This window comes from Teichococcus aestuarii, assembly GCF_042651065.1.
GTDB lineage: Bacteria > Pseudomonadota > Alphaproteobacteria > Acetobacterales > Acetobacteraceae > Pseudoroseomonas > Pseudoroseomonas aestuarii.
This window is the reverse complement of sequence record NZ_JBHSCH010000011.1, coordinates 51,155-69,548: the sequence shown is the minus strand read 5'-3', so window position 1 is coordinate 69,548 and position 18,394 is coordinate 51,155. Positions and strand designations below refer to the sequence as shown.

The window sequence follows — 18,394 nt, the reverse complement described above, 5'->3', positions numbered from 1 at the left end:
TGAGCAATGCGCCGGTGCCGCGTCTGCGCGTGTTGCTGGCGCTGTGGCACCGCCGCGCCACCACCCGTGCCGCCCTGCGTGCGCTGCCGCCCGAGCGGCTGCGCGACATCGGGCTGAGCGCGCCCGAGGCGCAACGCGAAGCCGCGCGGCCCTTCTGGGAGGATGGGGAGCGGCGCCGCCGGAGCTGACCGGAGCGGCCAGCCGCACCAGCCAGTCGCCTCAGCCACTTGCCTCAGGGGGAGAGGCTGAAGGCGGGCTGCGCGGGGCCGGGAGCCTTCCGCCCCGGCTCCGCCGCCCGGGAGGGATGCAGGGCGGCGGGGTTCAGCTCGGCCACCACCGGCAGGTGGTCGGAGGCCTCGCGGCCCAGCGGGTCGCGCCAGCTCGGGCCGAGCAGGGGGGCGGGGCGGCAGAAGATCTCGTCCAGCCGCAGCAGGGGGCGGTGCGCGGGGAAGGTGCGGTGCCGCGTCACCGCCGGCAGCACCGGCGCCAGGGCGCGCCAGACCGGGCCGCGCCAGGACCAGTCGTTGAAGTCGCCCATCACCACCAGCGGGCCGTGCAGCCGCCGCGCCAGCGCCGCCAGCCGCGCGGCCTGGTGCCGCCGCTCGCGCCAGCGCAGGCCGAGATGGCTGGCGATGACGCCCAGGTAGCCGCCCGGCGTGCGCACCCGCGCCGAGATGGCCGTGCGCGGCTCCCGCCCGGGGTAGGAAAGGTCGTGCAGCGCCTCCTCCTCCATCGGCCAGCGGCTGAGCAGCATGTGGCCATAGGCGCCGTCGCCGGCGCGCAGGGTCTCGGCCGTGGCATGGGCGGCGAAGTGCCCGCGCAGCGCGGCGAAGGGGGAGGGGCGGTCGCCGCGGTTGCGGCTCTCGATCTCCTGCACCGCCAGGATGTCGGGGTCGTGCCGGCGGATCAGCTCCAGCACCCGCTCCAGGTCGTAGCGCCCGTCCGGCCCGATGGCGGAGTGGATGTTCCAGGTCATCACACGCAGCTTCATGCGGCGCCGGCCTCCGCCTCGGCGCCCTCGGCGCCCGCCTGGCTGCGCGCGCTGCGCCGGCGGTACCACGAGACCAGGCTCTGCAGCCCGTAGGACATGCCGCCCCAGGCCACCAGCACGGCGGCGAAGCCCAGGATGTCGGTCAGGGAGGGGTCGGTCATGATGCGCAGCAGCCGGTCCCCCAGCGCCGTCATCAGGATCAGCCCGGGCGCCAGGCCCAGCGCCGTGCCCACCGTGTAGTCGAGCAGCGGGATGCGGATGGCACCGGCCACCAGGTTGACCAGGGTGAAGGGCGCCACCGGCATCAGCCGCACCATGGTGACGGCCATGATGCCGTTGCGGGCGATGCTGCGGCTGACGCGGTTGATGCGCGGGCCGAGCAGCTTGCGCAGCAGCTTCGGCCCCACCTTGCGGCCGAGCAGGTAGGTGAGCACGGCGCTGACCATGGCCCCCACCGCCGCATAGGCCAGCCCCGGCCACAGCCCGAAGGCGGCCGCCGTGGCGACGATCAGCACGTTGACGGGGAAGGCGATGAGCCCCAGCGCCATGAACAGCCCGAGCGCGATGACCGGCCCCCAGGCGCCGTTGGCGTTCTGCATGGAGGCGCTGAAGGTCTCGGGGTTCAGATAGGCCGAGAGCGGGGTGTAGCGCCACACCACCCCCAGCAGCAGAACCGGCACCACGACCAGCGCCACGCGCGCCCAGAGCGGCAGGCCGTGCGGCGTGCCGTCGGCGCTGGTGAAATCGGCCAGCAGCATGGCGGAGCCGAGCGGGCGCTCCGGGTCGGCCACCGCCTCGATCTGCGGCAGGGCCTCGCCCTCCTCCAGCTCGCCATCCTCGATCGGCAGCAGCTGGTGGGCGCGTCCGCCGAGGCGGTCCAGCGCGCCGAATAGCCCGGCTTCCCGCACCAGGGCTTCCACCTGCTCCGGGGTGGCGGCGAGGTGCTCGGCCAGCAGCCGGTTCCGCACGCCGGCCACCATGGCGCGCTGCGCCGCCGTCTCGGCCTCGACCACGAGGTCGCACTCGGTGTCGGCGCCCATCGAGCGGTTGCAGAGATTGGCGGAGCCGATGCGCAGCACCCTGTCATCCACGATCATGACCTTGGCATGGACCATCACGTCGGCCTGCGGCGTGCGCCGGGTGCCGACATGCGGGAAGACCAGCCGCACCCGGTCCGCCACCCCCGCCTCGCGCAGCAGGGTCATGAAGCGGATGCGCCCGGCCAGCATGGTGCGGTGCTCGAGCCAGGTGTGATGCGTCTTGGGGCCGAGGATGACCACCTGCAGCTGCGGCCGTGCGCGCAGCCGGTCCGCCAGCCGGCGCGCCAGGCCGAGCGCGGTGAGGAACTGGTTCTCGATGTAGAGGCTGCGCTCGGCGCGGTCGATCATCGCCTCGAACAGGCGTTCCACCTCGCGCAGCTCGGGCTCGCCCTCGTAGCTGCCCTGGGTGCGGGCGATGCCGACCTTCACCTCGGTCAGGTCCGGCGTCACCTCGGCGGGCCAGGGGGCGGGGCGGCGGGGGACGGGCTCGCGCGGGCGCAGATCCTCGCAGGCGCCACGCGCCCAGCGGGCGCGGAACAGATCGGCCAGCGCGCCGGCCGCCTCGCCATCCACCATCATCTGCACGTCGTGGAAGGGGGCGTAGGTCTCGTCGCGGGGGTCCACCCGGTGCGGGTTGACCGGGTTGTGCGCCGGGGTGTCCCAGCGGCGGATGGTCAGGTCCAGCCCGCCCGAGAAGGCCAGGGTGTCGTCGATCACGGCGATCTTCTGGTGGTGGGAGGCGCCGAACGCCACGTCGCCATCCAGGCACAGCTCGATCTGTGCGGGGGTGTTCCATTGCAGCGCCAGCTCGGGCAGCAGCTCGCGCTCCAGCGCGTAGAGCACCGAGTAGTCCCACAGCAGCAGCTTCACCCGCAGGCGCGGCCGGCGGCGCACCAGCTCGGCCAGGAAGGGGCCGAGGGTGGCGGGCAGCCCGTCCGTCGCCTCGCCGGAAGGACCGACGAGAGGGGTGCGGCTGTCGATGTCCCAGCCGGCGATCAGGATGGTCTCGCGCGCCTGCTTCATGGCCTCGCGCAGGGCGCCGTAATAGGCGGCGGCATCGACCAGCACGGCGGCGCGCGGCGCGTGCTCCACGCGCCACACGGTGTCGCCGGGCCGCAGCAGGGGCTGCTCGGCGTGCGGAGGAGGGGGCAGGACGGTGCCGCTGGCGGGGTTCGGAGTGCTCATCGCCATCCCGCAACGCAGCGGCACCGGAAAAGTGTCATGCGCGCCGCGGGACGCAGCGGCCCCGGCGGCTGCAGACCCACGGCGGCAGGACGGGCGGGCTGTCAGCCCCGCAGGAGGACGGGCAGGTTGTCCAGCAGCCGCACCTCGCCCAGCCGGGCGGTGGCGAGCAGGCGGGCCTCGCCGCGCTGCCCCTCGGCCCAGGGCTTCAGCGTGTGCGGCACGACCAGGGCGAGGTAGTCGACGCCGAACCCGTCCGCCGCCAGCCCTTCGCGCGCCTCGGCCAGGGTGGGGGCGGCCGGGCGGCCCTCCGCCAGCGCCTCGGCCACGGCGCGGAGGCGGCGGGGCAGGGCGGCGGCGCGCGCCCGCTGCTCCGGCGAGAGGCGCTGGTTGCGGGAGGAGAGCGCCAGCCCGTCGGCGTCGCGCACCGTGGGCAGGCCGACGATCTCCAGCGGCAGGTGCAGATCCGCCACCACGCGGCGGATGACCTGGAGCTGCTGCCAGTCCTTCTCGCCGAACACCGCCACGTCGGCGCCGGTCATCATGAACAGCTTGGTGCAGACGGTGGCCACGCCGCGGAAATGGCCGGGGCGCTCATCGCCCTCCCAGCCCTCGGCCGGGCCGGCGGGCTCCACCACGGTGGCGGCGCCGGGCGGGTACATCACCGCCGGCGTGGGCATCCAGGCCAGGTCGCAGCCGGCGGCGCGCAGCTTCTCCAGGTCGCCCGCCTCGTCGCGCGGGTAGCGGGCCAGGTCCTCATGCGGCAGAAATTGCAGCGGGTTGACGAAGATGGAGGTGATGACGATCTCGGCCCGCCGCCGCGCCTCGGCCACCAGCGCCAGGTGCCCGGCGTGCAGCGCCCCCATGGTGGGCACCAGCGCGATGCGCCGCCCCGCCGCCCGCCACGCGCCCGTGGCCGCCCGCAGCCCCTCCAGTTCCCGCTCGATCCGCATGTGATTCCGATCCTCCCGGCGATGGCCGGCCGTTCCTGGCCGGCGGCCTCTCCTGCCGCCTTCGCCCGCCCGGCGCAACCGGCGCCGCGCGGCGGCCGCCTGACACGGGGGCCTGACGCGGGGGCCTGATGCGGTGTCTTGATGGGGCGGCTTGACGCAGGGGCCGCCGCGCGGGATCACCCCCGCCTGCCCAGGCGCGAAAGGTTCGACGATGCAGCGCGTGTTCTCCGGGATCCAGCCCTCCGGCATCCCCACCCTCGGCAACTATCTGGGTGCCATCCGCAACTGGGTGCCCATGATGGATGATCATGAGTGCATCTACTGCGTGGTGGACCTGCACGCGATCACCCAGCCCTTCGACCCGAAGACCCTGGCGCGGCAGACGCGCGAGATGGCCGCCGCCCTGATCGCCTGCGGCGTGACGCCGGACAAATGCACCCTGTTCGTGCAGAGCCATGTGCACGCCCATACGCGCCTCGCCTGGCTGTTCAACTGCGTGGCGCGCATCGGCTGGCTGAACCGCATGACGCAGTTCAAGGACAAGGCCGGCAAGGACCGCGAGAACGCCGGCGCCGGCCTCTATGTCTATCCCAACCTGATGGCGGCCGACATCCACGCCTATCACGCCACCCGCGTGCCGGTGGGCGAGGACCAGAAGCAGCACCTGGAACTGGCCAACGACATCGGCGAGAAGTTCAACCACGACTACGGCGTGGAATTCTTCCCGCATATCGAGCCGATCATCCAGGGCGTCGCCGCGCGGGTGATGAGCCTGCGGGACGGCACCAAGAAGATGAGCAAGTCGGACCCCTCCGACCAGTCGCGCATCAACCTGACGGATGACGCGGACACCATCGCGCTCAAGATCCGCCGCGCCAAGACCGACCCCGAGCCGCTGCCGGCCGAGATGGCGGGGCTGGAGGCGCGGCCCGAGGCGCGCAACCTGGTGGGTATCCTCGCCGCCATCACCGGCACCACGCCGGACGCCGTGCTGCGCCAGCACGAGGGGCAGGGCTTTGGCACCTTCAAGGGCGTGCTGACCGACGCGCTGGTGGCGCATCTCGGCCCGATCCAGGCGGAGATGCAGCGGCTGCTGGACGACCCGGGCGCGGTGGACGCCGCGCTGCGCCAGGGCGCCGACAAGGCCGCCGCCATCGCCGAGCCGATCGTGCAGAAGGCCGAGGCGCTGGTGGGCTTCCTGCCGCGCGCCTGAAGCCGCCGCTCCTTCCGCCGCTCCCGCACCCGTGAAGCGGCGGAGGAGGGGCGGATCACAGTCCATTAACATCTTTTCCGCCATTCTCGGGTGGGCGGCCGGTCCCGGCCGCGCTCAGGTTCCAGGCAGCCAGGATGGCGCGTTTTGCAGCCTGCTCTCCTGACTGCCCGAGGATGCCTCATGTCCCTCTTCTCGCCCCCGCCCGCGGAAGAGCGCCGCAGGTTGGATGCGCTGCGCGCCCTGAACCTGCTGGAGACGCCCCCCAGCGAGAGCTACGACCGTATCACGCGCCTGGCCAGCCAGATGCTGGGCGCGCCCGTGGCCGCCGTCTCGCTGACCGACAGCCACCGGCAATGGTTCAAATCCGCCATCGGCACGGCGGGTCAGGAGCTTCCGCGCCACCAGGCGCCCTGCGCCGTGGTCAGCACCTCCGGGCAGATGCTGGTGGTGCCGGACATGCTGGAGGATGAACGCTTCGCCGGCAGCCCGCTGGTGCGGGCGGGCATCCGCTTCTACGCCGGCGCACCGCTGCTGACGCGCGAGGGGCTGGGGCTCGGCGCCATGTGCGTGCTGGACACCGTCCCGCGTGAGATCTCCCCCGCCGAGATGCAGTCTCTCACCGACCTCGCCGCCATGGTGATGGCGCAGGTGGAGCTGGAGCACGCCTTCGGCCGCATCGATCCGGTGAGCGGCCTGCCCAACCGGCTGCAGTTCCTCGACGAGTTCGCCGCCCGCCCGGTGGTGGAGGCGGCGGCGTACGGGGTGGCGCTGATGGTGGACCTCTCCCATTCCAGCCAGTTCGGCCAGGCGGTGACGGTGCTGGGGCCGGCCTATGTGGAGGCGGTGGCGCGGCATGGCGCCGAGGTGCTGGTCCGCACCCTGGGCGGCCGCAACGGGCTGTACCACATCGGCGGCTGCGCCTTCCTGGCGCTGCTGGAAGCCACCCGCCCGGGGGGATGGCAGCAGGCGGTGGCGGCGCTGGAGGAGGCCTTCGCGGCACCCGTGCCCTTCGGCGAGGTGCCGGTGAAGGCCACGCCCACCTTCGGCATCGCCACGTTCCAGCCCGGCCAGGGCAGCGCGGACGATGTGCTGCACGCCGCGGCCAGCGCCGCCGATGAGGCCCGCAGCGCCGGCAGCGGCGCCTCCCTCTACAGCGCCGACAGCCACGCGCGCAGCCGCCGCCGCCTGCGCCTGCTGGCCGATCTGGTGCCCGCCCTGGCGGCGCCGGACTCACTCAGCCTGATGTTTCAGCCACGCATCGAGATCGCCGGCGGCGCCTGCCAGGGCGCCGAGGCGCTGCTGCGGTGGTGCCATCCGGAGCTGGGCGCCATCTCGCCCGGCGAGTTCATCCCGCTGGTCGAGCAGACGGCGCTGACGCAGCCGGTGACGCGTTGGGTCATCCGCCGCGCCGCCGCGCAACTCGCCGCGCTGCGGCGGGACGGGCTTGGCCTGCGTCTCTCGGTGAACGTCTCGGCGTTGAACCTGGCCGAGCCGGATTTCACGCGGCACCTGATGGAGGCGCTCGAGGAGCATGGGCTGGAGCCGCAGGCGCTGGAGCTGGAATTCACCGAGAGCGCGCTGATGCGCAACGGCGACGCGGCGCTGGCCCAGCTGCGGGCGCTGCGGGCGGTGGGGGTGGATATCGCCATCGACGATTTCGGCACCGGCTACAGCACCTTCTCCTATCTGCAGACCCTGCCCGCCAACATCGTCAAGCTGGACCAGTCCTTCATCCGCGGCCTGTCCGCCAGCGCGCGGGACCAGCGGCTGGTGGCCACCATGATCCAGCTGGCGCACGACCTCGGCCACCGCGTCGTGGCCGAGGGGGTGGAGGACCAGGCGGCGCTCGACTTCCTGGCCGGGCATGGCTGCGAGGAGGCGCAGGGCTACCTCATCGCCCGCCCCATGGCCGAGCCGGCGCTGCGCGACTGGCTGCGCGCCGGCGTCCGCGCCGCCGCCTGAGGCCGCGCCTCAGGCCGGCAGCACCCTGCCTCAGGCGGGCAGCAGCAGCGTCGCCGCCGCCTGGGCGGCGATTCCCTCGCCGCGCCCGGTGAAGCCGAGCCGCTCGGTGGTGGTGGCCTTCACCGAGACGCGGTCCACGGCAATGCCCATCAGCTCCGCCAGCCGCGCCCGCATGGCATCGGCGTGCGGGCCGATCTTCGGGCGCTCGCAGATCAGCGTCACATCCGTATGGGTGATGATGCCGCCGCGCGCCGCCACGCGGCCGGCGGCGTGGCGCAGGAAGCGGGCGCTGTCGGCATCCTTCCACTCCGCCTCGCTGGGCGGGAAGTGGCGGCCGATATCGCCCTCGGCCAGCGCGCCGTAGATGGCGTCGCACAGCGCGTGCAGGCCGACATCGGCATCCGAATGCCCGTCCAGCCCCAGCGGGTGCGGAATGGTCAGGCCGCACAGCACGAGGGGGCGGCCCTCCACCAGCCGGTGCACGTCGAAGCCGGTGCCCATGGCGGGCAGGTAGCGCGGCAGCAGGGCGGCCTCGGCGCGGGCCAGGTCCTCGGGGTAGGTCACTTTCAGGTTGCTCTCCGATCCGGGCAACAGGGCCACTTGCAGTCCGGCCGCCTCCAGCAGGGCGGCGTCGTCGGTGGCTTCTTCGCGCGCGGCGCGGTGCGCGTCCAGCAGCGCGGCGTAGCGGAAGGCCTGCGGCGTCTGCGCCCGGTAGAGGCCGGCGCGCGGCACGGTGCGCAGCACCCGTCCGCCCGCGCCCACCTTCAGCGTGTCGCTCACCGGCTGGGCGGGGATGGCGCCCATCAGGTCCTGCGGCACCTCGGCGGCCAGGGCGCCGAGCAGCGCCGCCACCGTGCCGCGCGGCACCACGGGCCGGGCCGCGTCATGCACCAGCACGATCCGGGGCGGATCGGCGGCCAGCGATTCGAGGCCGCGCCGCACGCTCTCCTGCCGCGTCGCGCCGCCGGTGACGGGCGGCAGGCAGGGCAGGCCGGCGAGCAGGGCGGACACCGCCTCCGCCTCGCCCTCCGGCACCACGGGGAGGAGGGCGTCCACGCCGCCATCGGCCAGCAGGGCCTCGGCGGCGTGGCGCAGCACGGGGCGGCCGAACAAGGGGAGGTACTGCTTCGGCACGTCGGCACCGAAGCGGCTGCCGCGGCCGGCTGCCATCAGGAGGGCGATCACACGCATGGCGCGGACCCTAGCCGCAGTGGCGCCCGGCGCCCAGGGGGGGCGTGGGCGCGGTTGGGGCTCAGCGGCCGCCGGCGGGCGGCAGGTCCGGCGCGCCGGCGGGGGTTGGGGCCTGCTCCAGCCGGGCGATCATGGCCTTCATCTCGCCGATCTCCCGGCGCTGCGCGTCGATGATGGCATCGGCCAGGGCGCGCACCTCCGGGTCGCGGATATGGGCGCGCTCGCTGGTCATGATGGCGATGGAATGGTGCGGGATCATCGCCTTCATGTAGGAGAGGTCGTCCACCGTGGCCTGGCTGCGCACCATCCAGAGCGAGCCGGCGAAGGCCAGCGCGGCCCCGGCCAGGATGCCGGCATTGGCCGCCCGGCTGCGGTACATGCCCAGCATGAAGAGCAGCATGACGATGGCCATGGTGGCGCCCATCAGCAGCGCCATCCAGCCCCGCGTCTGGCTGAAGAACACATGATCCAGGGCATAGGTGTTCAGGTACATCAGGCCGAACATCACGATGGTGGAGGTGGCGATCATCGCGGCGAAGCGGGCATAGCTCATCGCGCGGCTCCTTCTCGGGGCGGGAGGATGCCCTTGCAACGCCGCCCGCGGGCGCGGGATGCGGCCGGCATTGCCCTGCGCGGGGCGCATGGCCGGGTTTTGCCCCCCTGCTGGGCGGTTGCGCATGGACGCCAGCGGGTTACGCCACTAGATTGCCCAAATCATGAGCATCGCCCCCACCTCCTCCCCGGCGACCACGCCGCGCCTGCGGCCGATCATGGTCGGGCCGATCCGCATCGATGCGCCGGTGATCCTGGCGCCCATGTCCGGCGTCACGGACCTGCCCTTCCGCCGGCTCTGCCGCGAATTGCAGGCGCCGATGGTGGTGAGCGAGATGATCGCCAGCCAAGCCATGGTGCGCGAGAACCGGCAGACGCTGAAGATGGCCGAGGTGGACGGGTTCGGCGGCCCGACCAGCGTGCAGCTGGCCGGCTGCGACCCGGCGGTGATGGCCGAGGCGGCGAAGCTGGCGGTGGACCACGGCGCCGCCATCGTCGACATCAATTTCGGCTGCCCGGTGAAGAAGGTGGCGATCGGCCAGCAGGCCGGCAGCGCGCTGATGCGCGACGAGATCGGCGCCGCCCGCATCCTGGAGGCGGTGGTGAAGGCCGTGCCCGGCCCGGTGACGCTGAAGATGCGCATGGGCTGGGACCACAACAGCCTCAACGCCCCGCGCCTGGCGAAGATCGCCGAGGAATGCGGCATCCGGCTGGTGACGGTGCATGGCCGCACCCGGCAGATGCTCTACACCGGCACCGCCGACTGGGCCTTCGTGGCCAAGGTGAAGCAGGCGGTCTCCATCCCCGTCATCGTCAATGGCGACATCCTGACGCCGGAGCACGCCGCCGAGGCGCTGCGCCAGTCCGGCGCCGATGGCGTGATGATCGGGCGCGGCTGCTATGGCCGGCCCTGGCTGCTGGCCCGCACCGCCGCCCACCTGACCGGCGCCGCGCCGCTGCCCGAGCCCGACCTCGCGGCCCAGTACGACATCGTGCTGCGTCACTACCGGACGATGCTGGAGCACCATGGCAGCCACCCCGGCGTGCGCCTCGCCCGCAAGCACCTGGCCTGGTATTCCAAGGGCCTGCCCGGCTCGGCCGAGTTCCGCGTGAAGGTGAACCAGGCCGAGACGCAGGCCGCGGCCGAGGCGCTGCTGGCGGAGTTCTACCTGCCGCTGATCGAGCAGGGGGTGGAGGCGGTGCGCGACACCTACCGCGAGGCGGGCGCGGAGTCGGGGATGGATTCCCTGGCCGCATGAGCGCCGCCATGACGGGCACGGCCCCCCGCCGCCCGGCCGCGCCGGCAGCATCCCCGGCCAACCCGGCGGCCCCTCTGGCGGCCGCCGCCGAGAGCCGGCCGCTGCCGGATTCGCTGGCGCTGCTCTCCGCCCTGCCGGTGCCCATGGTGGTGCTGGACGAGGCGGAGCGCTTCCGCTTCGCCAACCCGGCGGCCGAGCAATTCTTCCAGCTCTCCTCCGGCACCCTGGCGCAGATGCGGCTCTCCGACCTGATCCCGCCCGACAGCCGGCTCTTCGCGCTGGTCGGGCAGGTGCGGGTGCTGGACGCGCCGGTCTCCGACCACGACCTGACGCTGGAGAGCCCGCGCCTGCACCGCACCGGCGTCGCCGCCCATGGCGCGCCGCTGCCGGAGATGCCCGGCGCCGTGGTGCTGACGCTGCAGGATGGCAGCAAGGCACAGCGGCTGGACCGGCAGCTCAACTTCCGCGGCGCGGCGCGCGGCGCCTCCGCCATGGCGGAGATGCTGGCGCATGAGGTGAAGAACCCGCTGAGCGGCATCCGCGGCGCCGCGCAGCTGCTGGAGCAGTCCGCCAGCGAGGCGGACCGCGAGCTGTGCACCCTGATCCAGGACGAGGCGGACCGCATCCGCACCCTGGTCGAGAAGATGGAGATGTTCTCCGAGCGCCCGGTGGAGCGCGCGGCTGTGAACATCCACGAGGTGCTGGACCATGTGCGGCGCATCGCCGCGCGCGGCTTCGCCAGCCACCTGCGCATCACCGAGGATTACGACCCCTCGCTGCCGCTGGTGCTGGGCAACCGCGACCTGCTGGTGCAGATCCTGCTCAACCTGGTGAAGAACGCGGCCGAGGCGGTGGACCCGCAGGGCGGCGAGATCCATCTCTCCACCGCCTATCACCATGGGGTGCGCATCGCCATCCCGGGCTCGCGCGAGCGGGTGCACGTGCCCTTGCAGGTGAGCGTGCGCGACAACGGCCCCGGCATCCCGGAGGAGGTGGCCTCCACCCTGTGGGAGCCCTTCGTCACCACCAAGCGGGGCGGGCAGGGGCTGGGCCTCGCGCTGGTGGCCAAGCTGGTGGCCGACATGGGCGCGCTGATCGAGTGCGACACGCGGCCCGGCCGCACCGTCTTCCGCATCTCCCTGCCGATGTGCCCCGCCGACCTTCCCGCCCCGCGCAAGATCCGAGACGAATGACCGACTCACGCACCATCCTCGTGGCCGATGACGACCGGGCCATCCGCACCGTGCTCTCCCAGGCGCTCGGGCGCGCCGGCTACACCGTCCGGGCCACCTCCTCCGCCGCCACGCTGTGGCGCTGGGTGGAGGAGGGGGCCGGCGACCTCGTCATCACCGATGTCGTCATGCCGGACGAGAACGGGCTGGACCTGGTGCCGCGCATCCGGCGCGTGCGGCCGGAGCTGCGCGTGGTGGTGATGTCCGCGCAGTCCACCTTCATGACGGCGGTGAAGGCGGCGCAGCGCGGCGCCTTCGAGTACCTGCCCAAGCCCTTCGACCTGAAGGAGCTGCTGGCCGTGGTCGCCCGCGCTCTGACCGCGCCCGCCGTGGCCGTGCCGGCCGCGGCGGAGGACGAGGAGGAGCGGCTGCCGCTGGTCGGGCGCAGCCCGGCCATGCAGGAGATCTACCGCACCGTCGCGCGGCTGACGACGACCGACCTGACGGTGATGATCACCGGCGAGAGCGGCACCGGCAAGGAGCTGGTGGCGCGCGCCCTGCACGACTATGGGCGCCGCCGCACCGGGCCGTTCGTGGCCATCAACATGGCCGCCATCCCGCGCGAGCTGATCGAGAGCGAGCTGTTCGGACATGAGCGGGGCGCCTTCACCGGGGCGCTGGCGCGCGGCGTCGGCCGCTTCGAGCAGGCGGCGGGCGGCACGCTGTTCCTCGACGAGATCGGCGACATGCCGTCCGAGGCGCAGACCCGGCTGCTGCGCGTGCTGCAGGAGGGGGAGTTCACTACCGTCGGCGGCCGCAACCCGATCAAGGCCAATGTCCGCATCGTGGCGGCGACGCACCGCGACCTGCGGCAGTCGATCCGCGGCGGCATGTTCCGCGAGGACCTGTTCTACCGGCTCAACGTGGTGCCCATCCGCCTGCCGCCGCTGCGCGAGCGGATCGAGGACATCCCGCTGCTGGCGCGCCACTTCCTGGACCGCGCCAAATCCGCCGGCTTGCCCTCCAAGCAGCTCGACCAGGGGGCGGTGGACCGGCTGCGGCAGCACGCCTGGCCCGGCAATGCCCGCGAGCTGGAGAATTTGATGCGGCGCCTCGCGGCGCTGTATCCGCAGGAGGTGATCGGCGCCGATGCCGTGGCCGCCGAGCTGGCCGAGGCGGAGCCGCTGGCCGAGCTGGAGCTGCGCACGCCGGAGACGCTGGAGCAGGCGGTGGAGCGCCACCTCTCCTCCTTCGTCGCCGCGCAGAAGGACGGGCTGCCGGTGCGCGACCTCTATGAGCGGGTGCTGGCCGAGGTGGAGCGGCCGCTGCTGCGCCTCGCCCTGGCCGCCACGCGCGGCAACCAGATCAAGGCCGCCGCCATGCTCGGCCTCAACCGCAACACCCTGCGCAAGAAGATCCGCGAGCTGGACCTGCCCGTGGTGCGCGGCCTGTCGTGAGCGACACGTCCTCCCGCCCCGGGCGCGGGGGGGAGGGCCAGCCTCCCTCCCAGCCGGCGCCGAGGCCCTCCTGGGCGCGGCGGCTGATGGACCTGCTGTTCGGCCGCGCCATGACGCTCGGTCTGGCCGTCGGCGCCCTGCTGCTCGGCATCGGCACCTTCACCCTGCTCTCCGGCGGCAGCCCCTTCGGGCCCACGCGGCCGGGGCAGGTGGTGGCCATGGTGCTGATCAACGCCGCCTTCCTGCTGCTGCTGCTCGTCTCGCTCACGGCCCGGCTGGTGCGGATGTGGGCGGAGCGGCGGCGCGGCTCGGCCGGCTCCCGCCTGCATGTGCGGCTGGTCATGCTGTTCAGCGTGGTGGCGGTGGTGCCGGCGCTGCTGGTGGCCACCTTCGCCGCCGTGTTCTTCAACCTCGGCATCCAGGCCTGGTTCAGCGACCGGGTGCGCGAGACGCTGGAGGCCAGCCTCGTCGCCTCCCGCGCCTATCTGGACGAGCACCGCAACACCATCCGCGCCGACGCGCTGGCCATGGCCGCCGACCTCAACCGCAACGGCCGCCTGCTGGACGACAACCAGTATGTCTTCGCCCGCATCCTGGCCAGCCACACGGCGCTGCGCGGCCTGACGGAATCGATCGTCTTCGAGCCGGTGCTGAACCGCGTGGTGAGCCATGCCGGGCTGACCACCACCGCCGTGCTCAGCCCGCTGCCCGCCTGGGCCATGGAGGTGGCGCGCAGCGGCGAGGTGGCGGTGCTGCCGGGCGAGACGGAGGAGGGGCGGGTGCGCGCCCTCGTCGAGCTGGACATCGGCCCCGGGCTGATGCTGCTGATCGGCCGGCCCGTCGATCCGGGCGTCATCGAGCACATGCAGCGCACCGAGCTGGCCTTCCAGCAATACGACCAGCTCGACCGCAACCGTTCCGGCCTCCAGGTCACCTTCGCGATGATCTTCGCCATCGCCGCGCTGCTGGTGCTGATGGCGGCGGTGCTGATCGGCCTGGTCATCGCCAACCAGATCGCCCGCCCGCTCTCCCGCCTCATCGTGGCGGCGGAGCGGGTGCGCGGCGGCGACCTCTCGGTGCGCGTCATCGAGGGGCAGGGGGATGACGAGGTCGGCTCCCTCAGCCGCGCCTTCAACCGCATGACCAACCAGCTCGCCGCCCAGCGCAGCGAGCTGATGGAGGCCTACCGGCAGATCGACGAGCGGCGCCGCTTCACCGAGACGGTGCTCTCCGGCGTCTCGGCCGGCGTGGTGGGGCTGGACATCGAGGGCCGCATCAACCTGCCCAACCGCCGCGCCGGCGAGCTGCTGGGGCTGGACCTGGAGAACGAGCTGGGCGTGCCGCTGGTGCAGGTGGCGCCGGAATTCGCGCCGCTGCTGGAGCCGGTGCTGGCGGCGCCGGACCGGCCGCGCATGGGCGAGATCCGCATCGGCCCCGCCAGCGAGCGGCGCACCCTGATGGCCCGCATCGGCGCCGAGACGCAGCGCGGCGAGGTGGTGGGCTTCGTCGTCACCTTCGACGACATCACGGAGCTGCTCTCGGCCCAGCGCAAGGCGGCGTGGTCCGACGTGGCGCGGCGCATCGCGCACGAGATCAAGAACCCCCTGACCCCGATCCAGCTCTCCGCCGAGCGGCTGAAGCGCCGCTACCTGAAGGAGATCCAGTCCGACCCCGAGACCTTCAAGGCCTGCACCGACACCATCGTGCGGCAGGTGGGGGATATCGGGCGGATGGTGGACGAGTTCTCCGCCTTCGCGCGCATGCCGCAGCCGGTGATCCGCCCCGAGCCGCTGGCGCAGGTGGCGCGGGAGGCGCTGATCCTGCAGCAGAACGCGCATCACGATCTCGTCTACACCACCCGCATCCCGGAGGATCTGCCGCGCGTGCCCTGCGATCGGCGGCTGATCGGCCAGGCGCTGACCAACCTCCTCGCCAACGCCGCCGATGCCGTCGCTGCCCGCCTCCAGGCCGAGGCGGCGGAGGGGCTGGAGCCCGCTCCGGGTGCCATCATCCTGTCGGTGGAGCCGCAGGGGGAGTGGGTGACGCTGGCGGTGGAGGACAATGGCGTCGGCCTGCCGCAGGGGGAGGAGCGGGAGCGGCTCACGGAACCGTATGTGACACATAAACCAAAAGGGACCGGCCTTGGTCTTGCCATAGTCAAGAAGATCATGGAGGACCATGGTGGACGGCTGTTGCTGGCCGAGCGGGAGGCAACGAAGGACGGCGTCGTGCGTGGTACCCGTGCGGCGCTGGTGCTGCCCCTGCGCGGTGTGCCGGAGGATCCCGGGACGGACATGGCAGGAAAGACTACGGAGATGCAACGGCATGGCGCATGATATCCTGATCGTCGATGACGAGCCGGACATCCGTGCGCTGATCGAGGGTATCCTGTCGGACGAGGGCTACGACACCCGCGTCGCGCAGAATTCGGACAGCGCTCTGGCGGCTTTCCGCGCCCGCCGGCCCAACCTCGTCATCCTCGACATCTGGCTGCAGAATTCGCGCCTCGACGGGCTCGGCATCCTGGAAGCGATGCAGCGCGAGGAGCCGCAGGTGCCGGTGGTGATGATCTCCGGCCACGGCACCATCGAGACGGCGGTGCAGGCGATCCAGCAGGGCGCCTACGACTTCATCGAGAAGCCCTTCAAGTCCGACCGGCTGATCCTGATCGCCGAGCGGGCGCTGGAGGCGGCGCGCCTCAAGCGCGAGGTGAGCGAGCTGAAGCTGCGCGCCGGGCCGGAGACGGAGCTGCTCGGCAGTTCCTCGCTGATCGGCCAGCTGCGCGGCGCCATCGACCGCGTGGCGCCCACCGGCAGCCGGGTGCTGATCTCGGGCCCCGCCGGCGCTGGCAAGGAGGTGGCGGCGCGGATGATCCATGCCCGCTCCCGCCGCGCCAACGAGCCCTTCGTCGCGCTGAACTGCGCCACGCTGAACCCGGGCCGCTTCGAGGAGGAGCTGTTCGGCGTCGAGGCCGGGCCGGATGGCGCGCCACGCCGCGCCGGCGTGCTGGAGCGCGCCCATGGCGGCACGCTGCTGCTGGACGAGGTGGCGGACATGCCGCTGGAGACCCAGGGCAAGATCGTCCGCGCGCTGCAGGAGCAGGGCTTCGAGCGCGTCGGCGGCGCCACGCGGGTGAAGGTGGATGTGCGGGTGCTGGCCACCACCAACCGCGACCTCTCCGCCGAGATCGCCGCCGGGCGTTTCCGCGAGGATCTCTACTACCGCCTCGCCGTGGTGCCGCTGCGCGTGCCCTCGCTGCGCGAGCGGCGGGAGGACGTGCCGGCGCTGGCGCGGCACTTCATGGCCCGCTCGGCCGAGACCTCCGGCGTGCCGGCGCGCGAGCTGTCCGAGGACGTGCTGGCGGCGATGCAGGCCTATGACTGGCCCGGCAATGTGCGCCAGCTGCGCAACCTGGTGGACTGGCTGCTGATCATGGCGCCGGGCGGCCCCGGCGAGCCGATCCGCCCCGAGATGCTGCCGCCCGAGGTGGGCTCGGCCGCGCCCGCCGCGCTGAAGCTCGACCGCTCCTCGGAGATCATGACCCTGCCGCTGCGCGAGGCGCGGGAGCTGTTCGAGCGGCAGTACCTGGAGGCGCAGCTGCTGCGCTTCGGCGGCAACATCAGCCGCACGGCGAACTTCGTTGGCATGGAGCGCAGCGCGCTGCACCGCAAGCTGAAGTTCCTGGGCGTGCAGGCCGAGGACCGCGCCGCGCCGGCCTGAGGCGGGACGGCGCGGCGGGGCCGGGGAAGGGGTGCCTTCCCGGCTTTTTTGCGCCCTGCGCCCATTGCCGCGCCGCGCCGATGGCGCGAAGCTGCGCCCCTCCTGCGAACCACGAGGAAGAGAGTCAGGGCATGTCCCGCATCGCCTATGTCAACGGCCGCTACGTCCCGCAGCGCGAGGCCAGCGTGAATGTCGAGGATCGCGGCTACCAGTTCGGCGATGGCATCTACGAGGTGGTCCATCTCTACAATGGCCGCTTCGTCGACGAGGACCGGCACCTGGACCGGCTGGAGCGCTCGCTGCGCGAGATCCGGCTGCCGATGCCGCTGACGCGCCAGGCGCTCTCCCACGTGCTGCAGGAGGTGGCGCGCCGCAACCGCGTGACCGAGGGGCTGCTCTACATGCAGGTGACGCGCGGCGTGGCGCGGCGCGACCACCCGTTCCCGGCCAGGCCTGTGCCGCCGGCGCTGGTCGTCACCGTCAAGCGCATCGCGCCCTATCCGGCGAGCGTGGACAACTGGGGCGCGGCGGCGATCACCATGCCCGACCTGCGCTGGGCGCGGCGGGACATCAAGAGCATCAACCTGCTGCCCAACGTGCTGGCCCGCCAGGCGGCGCGCGAGCAGGGCGCGGTGGAGGCCATCCTGTTCGAGGAGGCCACCGGCATCGTGACGGAGGGGGCGGCCACCAGCTTCTGGATCGTCGACGAGCACGGCACCATCCGCACCCGCCCGCTCTCGCACGACATCCTGCCCGGCTGCACCCGCGGCGCGCTGATGGCCGAGCTGAAGGAAGCCGGCATCGGCTTCTCCGAGGCGCCCTTCACGCTGGAGGAGATGCGCCGCGCGCGGGAGGCCTTCATCACCTCCGCCACCTCCTTCGTGAAGCCGATCGTCAGGATCGACGGGCAGGATGTGGGCGACGGCAAGCCCGGCCCGGTGGTGCGGCAGCTCTTCGACATCTTCGCGCGCCATGTGAAGGGCGCGGTGAAGAACGCGGCGTGAGCCAGGCCCCGCTGCCCCGCCCGCGGGCGATCCTGTGGGACTGGGACAACACGCTGGTCGATGCCTGGGCCGGCGTGCAGGCGGGGATGAACGCCGCGCTGCGCGGCTTCGGCCTGCCGGAATGGAGCCGGGAGGAGGTGCGGGCGCGCGCCCGCCTCTCGCTCCGTGAATCCTTCCCCGCCATCTTCGGCGCCGAGTGGGAGCGGGCGCGGGAGCTGTTCTACGCCGAGGTGCGCGCCCGCCACCTGGAGGTGCTGATCCCGCTCGCCGGCACGCTGGAGGCGCTGGAGGCCGCGGGCCCCTGGCCACTCGGCATCGTCTCCAACAAGCAGGGGCCGATCCTGCGGGCGGAGGCGGCGCATCTGGGCTGGGCCGAGCGCTTCGGCGCCGTGGTGGGGGCGGGGGATGCCGTGGCGGACAAGCCCGCCGCGGCACCCGTGCTGCTGGCGCTGGAGCGTCTTGGCGTGGCGCCGGGGCCGGAGGTCTGGTTCATCGGCGACACGGGGGTGGACATGCAGGCGGCGCGGGCCGCCGGCTGCTCCGCCGTGCTGCTGGGCGATGCCGCGCATGATGGCGGCGTGGCCGCTCTGGCACCCGATGCCCTCTTTACAGACGGCCATGCGCTCGCCAGATGTCTACGCGGCCTTGCCAAAACCCCCCTCCCTGCGTGATCTTGCGGGCGAACCGACAGGCACACC

15 protein-coding genes are annotated in these 18,394 nt (G+C 72.9%); 10 read left to right on the top strand and 5 right to left on the bottom strand.

Going from position 1 to position 18,394, the window contains the following annotated elements; translation table 11 throughout:
- The first annotated feature begins 14 nt into the window (after window positions 1-14).
- Window positions 15-188 carry a DUF1127 domain-containing protein gene (locus tag ACFOY6_RS07195; RefSeq protein WP_379634204.1) on the top strand — a complete coding sequence of 58 codons (174 nt, stop codon included), beginning with the start codon at window positions 15-17 and terminating at the stop codon, window positions 186-188.
- Window positions 189-232: 44 nt separating this feature from the next.
- On the opposite strand, the gene ACFOY6_RS07190 is transcribed toward ACFOY6_RS07195, so the two are convergent.
- The 3 genes from ACFOY6_RS07190 to panC all read right to left on the bottom strand — a co-directional run bounded on the left by ACFOY6_RS07190 (window position 233) and on the right by panC (window position 4,166).
- Complete coding sequence (locus tag ACFOY6_RS07190) at window positions 233-991, bottom strand: endonuclease/exonuclease/phosphatase family protein (protein WP_379649837.1); 759 nt, start codon at window positions 989-991, stop codon at window positions 233-235.
- Window positions 988-3,216: a VTT domain-containing protein gene (locus tag ACFOY6_RS07185; RefSeq protein ID WP_379649835.1), complete on the bottom strand. Its 2,229-nt coding sequence runs from the start codon at window positions 3,214-3,216 to the stop codon at window positions 988-990. Before ACFOY6_RS07185 ends, ACFOY6_RS07190 begins: the two co-directional genes overlap by 4 nt.
- Before the next feature lie 101 nt (window positions 3,217-3,317).
- Window positions 3,318-4,166: a pantoate--beta-alanine ligase gene (panC, locus tag ACFOY6_RS07180; RefSeq protein WP_379649832.1), complete on the bottom strand. Its 849-nt coding sequence runs from the start codon at window positions 4,164-4,166 to the stop codon at window positions 3,318-3,320.
- Between the two features lie 211 nt (window positions 4,167-4,377).
- Here panC and trpS point away from each other — a divergent pair, with 211 nt between their 5' ends.
- Window positions 4,378-5,379 (top strand): tryptophan--tRNA ligase, encoded by a 1,002-nt coding sequence (gene trpS / locus ACFOY6_RS07175; protein WP_109518355.1) that lies wholly within the window; start codon window positions 4,378-4,380, stop codon window positions 5,377-5,379.
- Window positions 5,380-5,559: 180 nt separating this feature from the next.
- Window positions 5,560-7,341 carry a putative bifunctional diguanylate cyclase/phosphodiesterase gene (locus ACFOY6_RS07170; RefSeq protein ID WP_379649830.1) on the top strand — a complete coding sequence of 594 codons (1,782 nt, stop codon included), beginning with the start codon at window positions 5,560-5,562 and terminating at the stop codon, window positions 7,339-7,341.
- A 30-nt stretch (window positions 7,342-7,371) separates the two neighbouring features.
- On the opposite strand, the gene ACFOY6_RS07165 is transcribed toward ACFOY6_RS07170, so the two are convergent.
- Window positions 7,372-8,532, bottom strand: a complete 1,161-nt coding sequence (locus ACFOY6_RS07165; RefSeq protein ID WP_109518357.1) for a bifunctional 2-C-methyl-D-erythritol 4-phosphate cytidylyltransferase/2-C-methyl-D-erythritol 2,4-cyclodiphosphate synthase — start codon at window positions 8,530-8,532, stop codon at window positions 7,372-7,374.
- Window positions 8,533-8,593: 61 nt separating this feature from the next.
- Window positions 8,594-9,085 (bottom strand): DUF305 domain-containing protein, encoded by a 492-nt coding sequence (locus ACFOY6_RS07160; RefSeq protein WP_379649827.1) that lies wholly within the window; start codon window positions 9,083-9,085, stop codon window positions 8,594-8,596.
- Between the two features lie 163 nt (window positions 9,086-9,248).
- Here ACFOY6_RS07160 and dusB point away from each other — a divergent pair, with 163 nt between their 5' ends.
- From dusB to ACFOY6_RS07125, 7 genes are all read left to right on the top strand, one after another.
- Entirely contained in the window at window positions 9,249-10,343 is a 1,095-nt protein-coding gene (gene dusB / locus ACFOY6_RS07155) for a tRNA dihydrouridine synthase DusB (protein WP_379649825.1), read from the top strand.
- Window positions 10,344-10,351: 8 nt separating this feature from the next.
- A complete protein-coding gene (locus ACFOY6_RS07150) occupies window positions 10,352-11,536 on the top strand; it encodes a two-component system sensor histidine kinase NtrB (RefSeq protein ID WP_379649823.1) in 1,185 nt (394 codons plus the stop codon).
- Window positions 11,533-12,972 (top strand): nitrogen regulation protein NR(I), encoded by a 1,440-nt coding sequence (gene ntrC, locus ACFOY6_RS07145; protein WP_379649821.1) that lies wholly within the window; start codon window positions 11,533-11,535, stop codon window positions 12,970-12,972. The genes ACFOY6_RS07150 and ntrC overlap by 4 nt, the downstream gene beginning before the upstream one ends.
- Before the next feature lie 86 nt (window positions 12,973-13,058).
- Window positions 13,059-15,308, top strand: coding sequence for a sensor histidine kinase NtrY-like (locus tag ACFOY6_RS07140; RefSeq protein WP_379649819.1), 2,250 nt, complete (start codon window positions 13,059-13,061; stop codon window positions 15,306-15,308).
- Window positions 15,298-16,692, top strand: coding sequence for a nitrogen assimilation response regulator NtrX (ntrX, locus tag ACFOY6_RS07135; protein WP_109518362.1), 1,395 nt, complete (start codon window positions 15,298-15,300; stop codon window positions 16,690-16,692). The genes ACFOY6_RS07140 and ntrX overlap by 11 nt, the downstream gene beginning before the upstream one ends.
- A gap of 131 nt (window positions 16,693-16,823) precedes the next feature.
- On the top strand, window positions 16,824-17,696 hold the full coding sequence (locus ACFOY6_RS07130) for a D-amino-acid transaminase (protein ID WP_379649817.1): 873 nt from the start codon (window positions 16,824-16,826) through the stop codon (window positions 17,694-17,696).
- Window positions 17,693-18,367 (top strand): HAD family hydrolase, encoded by a 675-nt coding sequence (locus ACFOY6_RS07125; RefSeq protein WP_379649815.1) that lies wholly within the window; start codon window positions 17,693-17,695, stop codon window positions 18,365-18,367. Before ACFOY6_RS07130 ends, ACFOY6_RS07125 begins: the two co-directional genes overlap by 4 nt.
- Window positions 18,368-18,394: the final 27 nt, after the last annotated feature.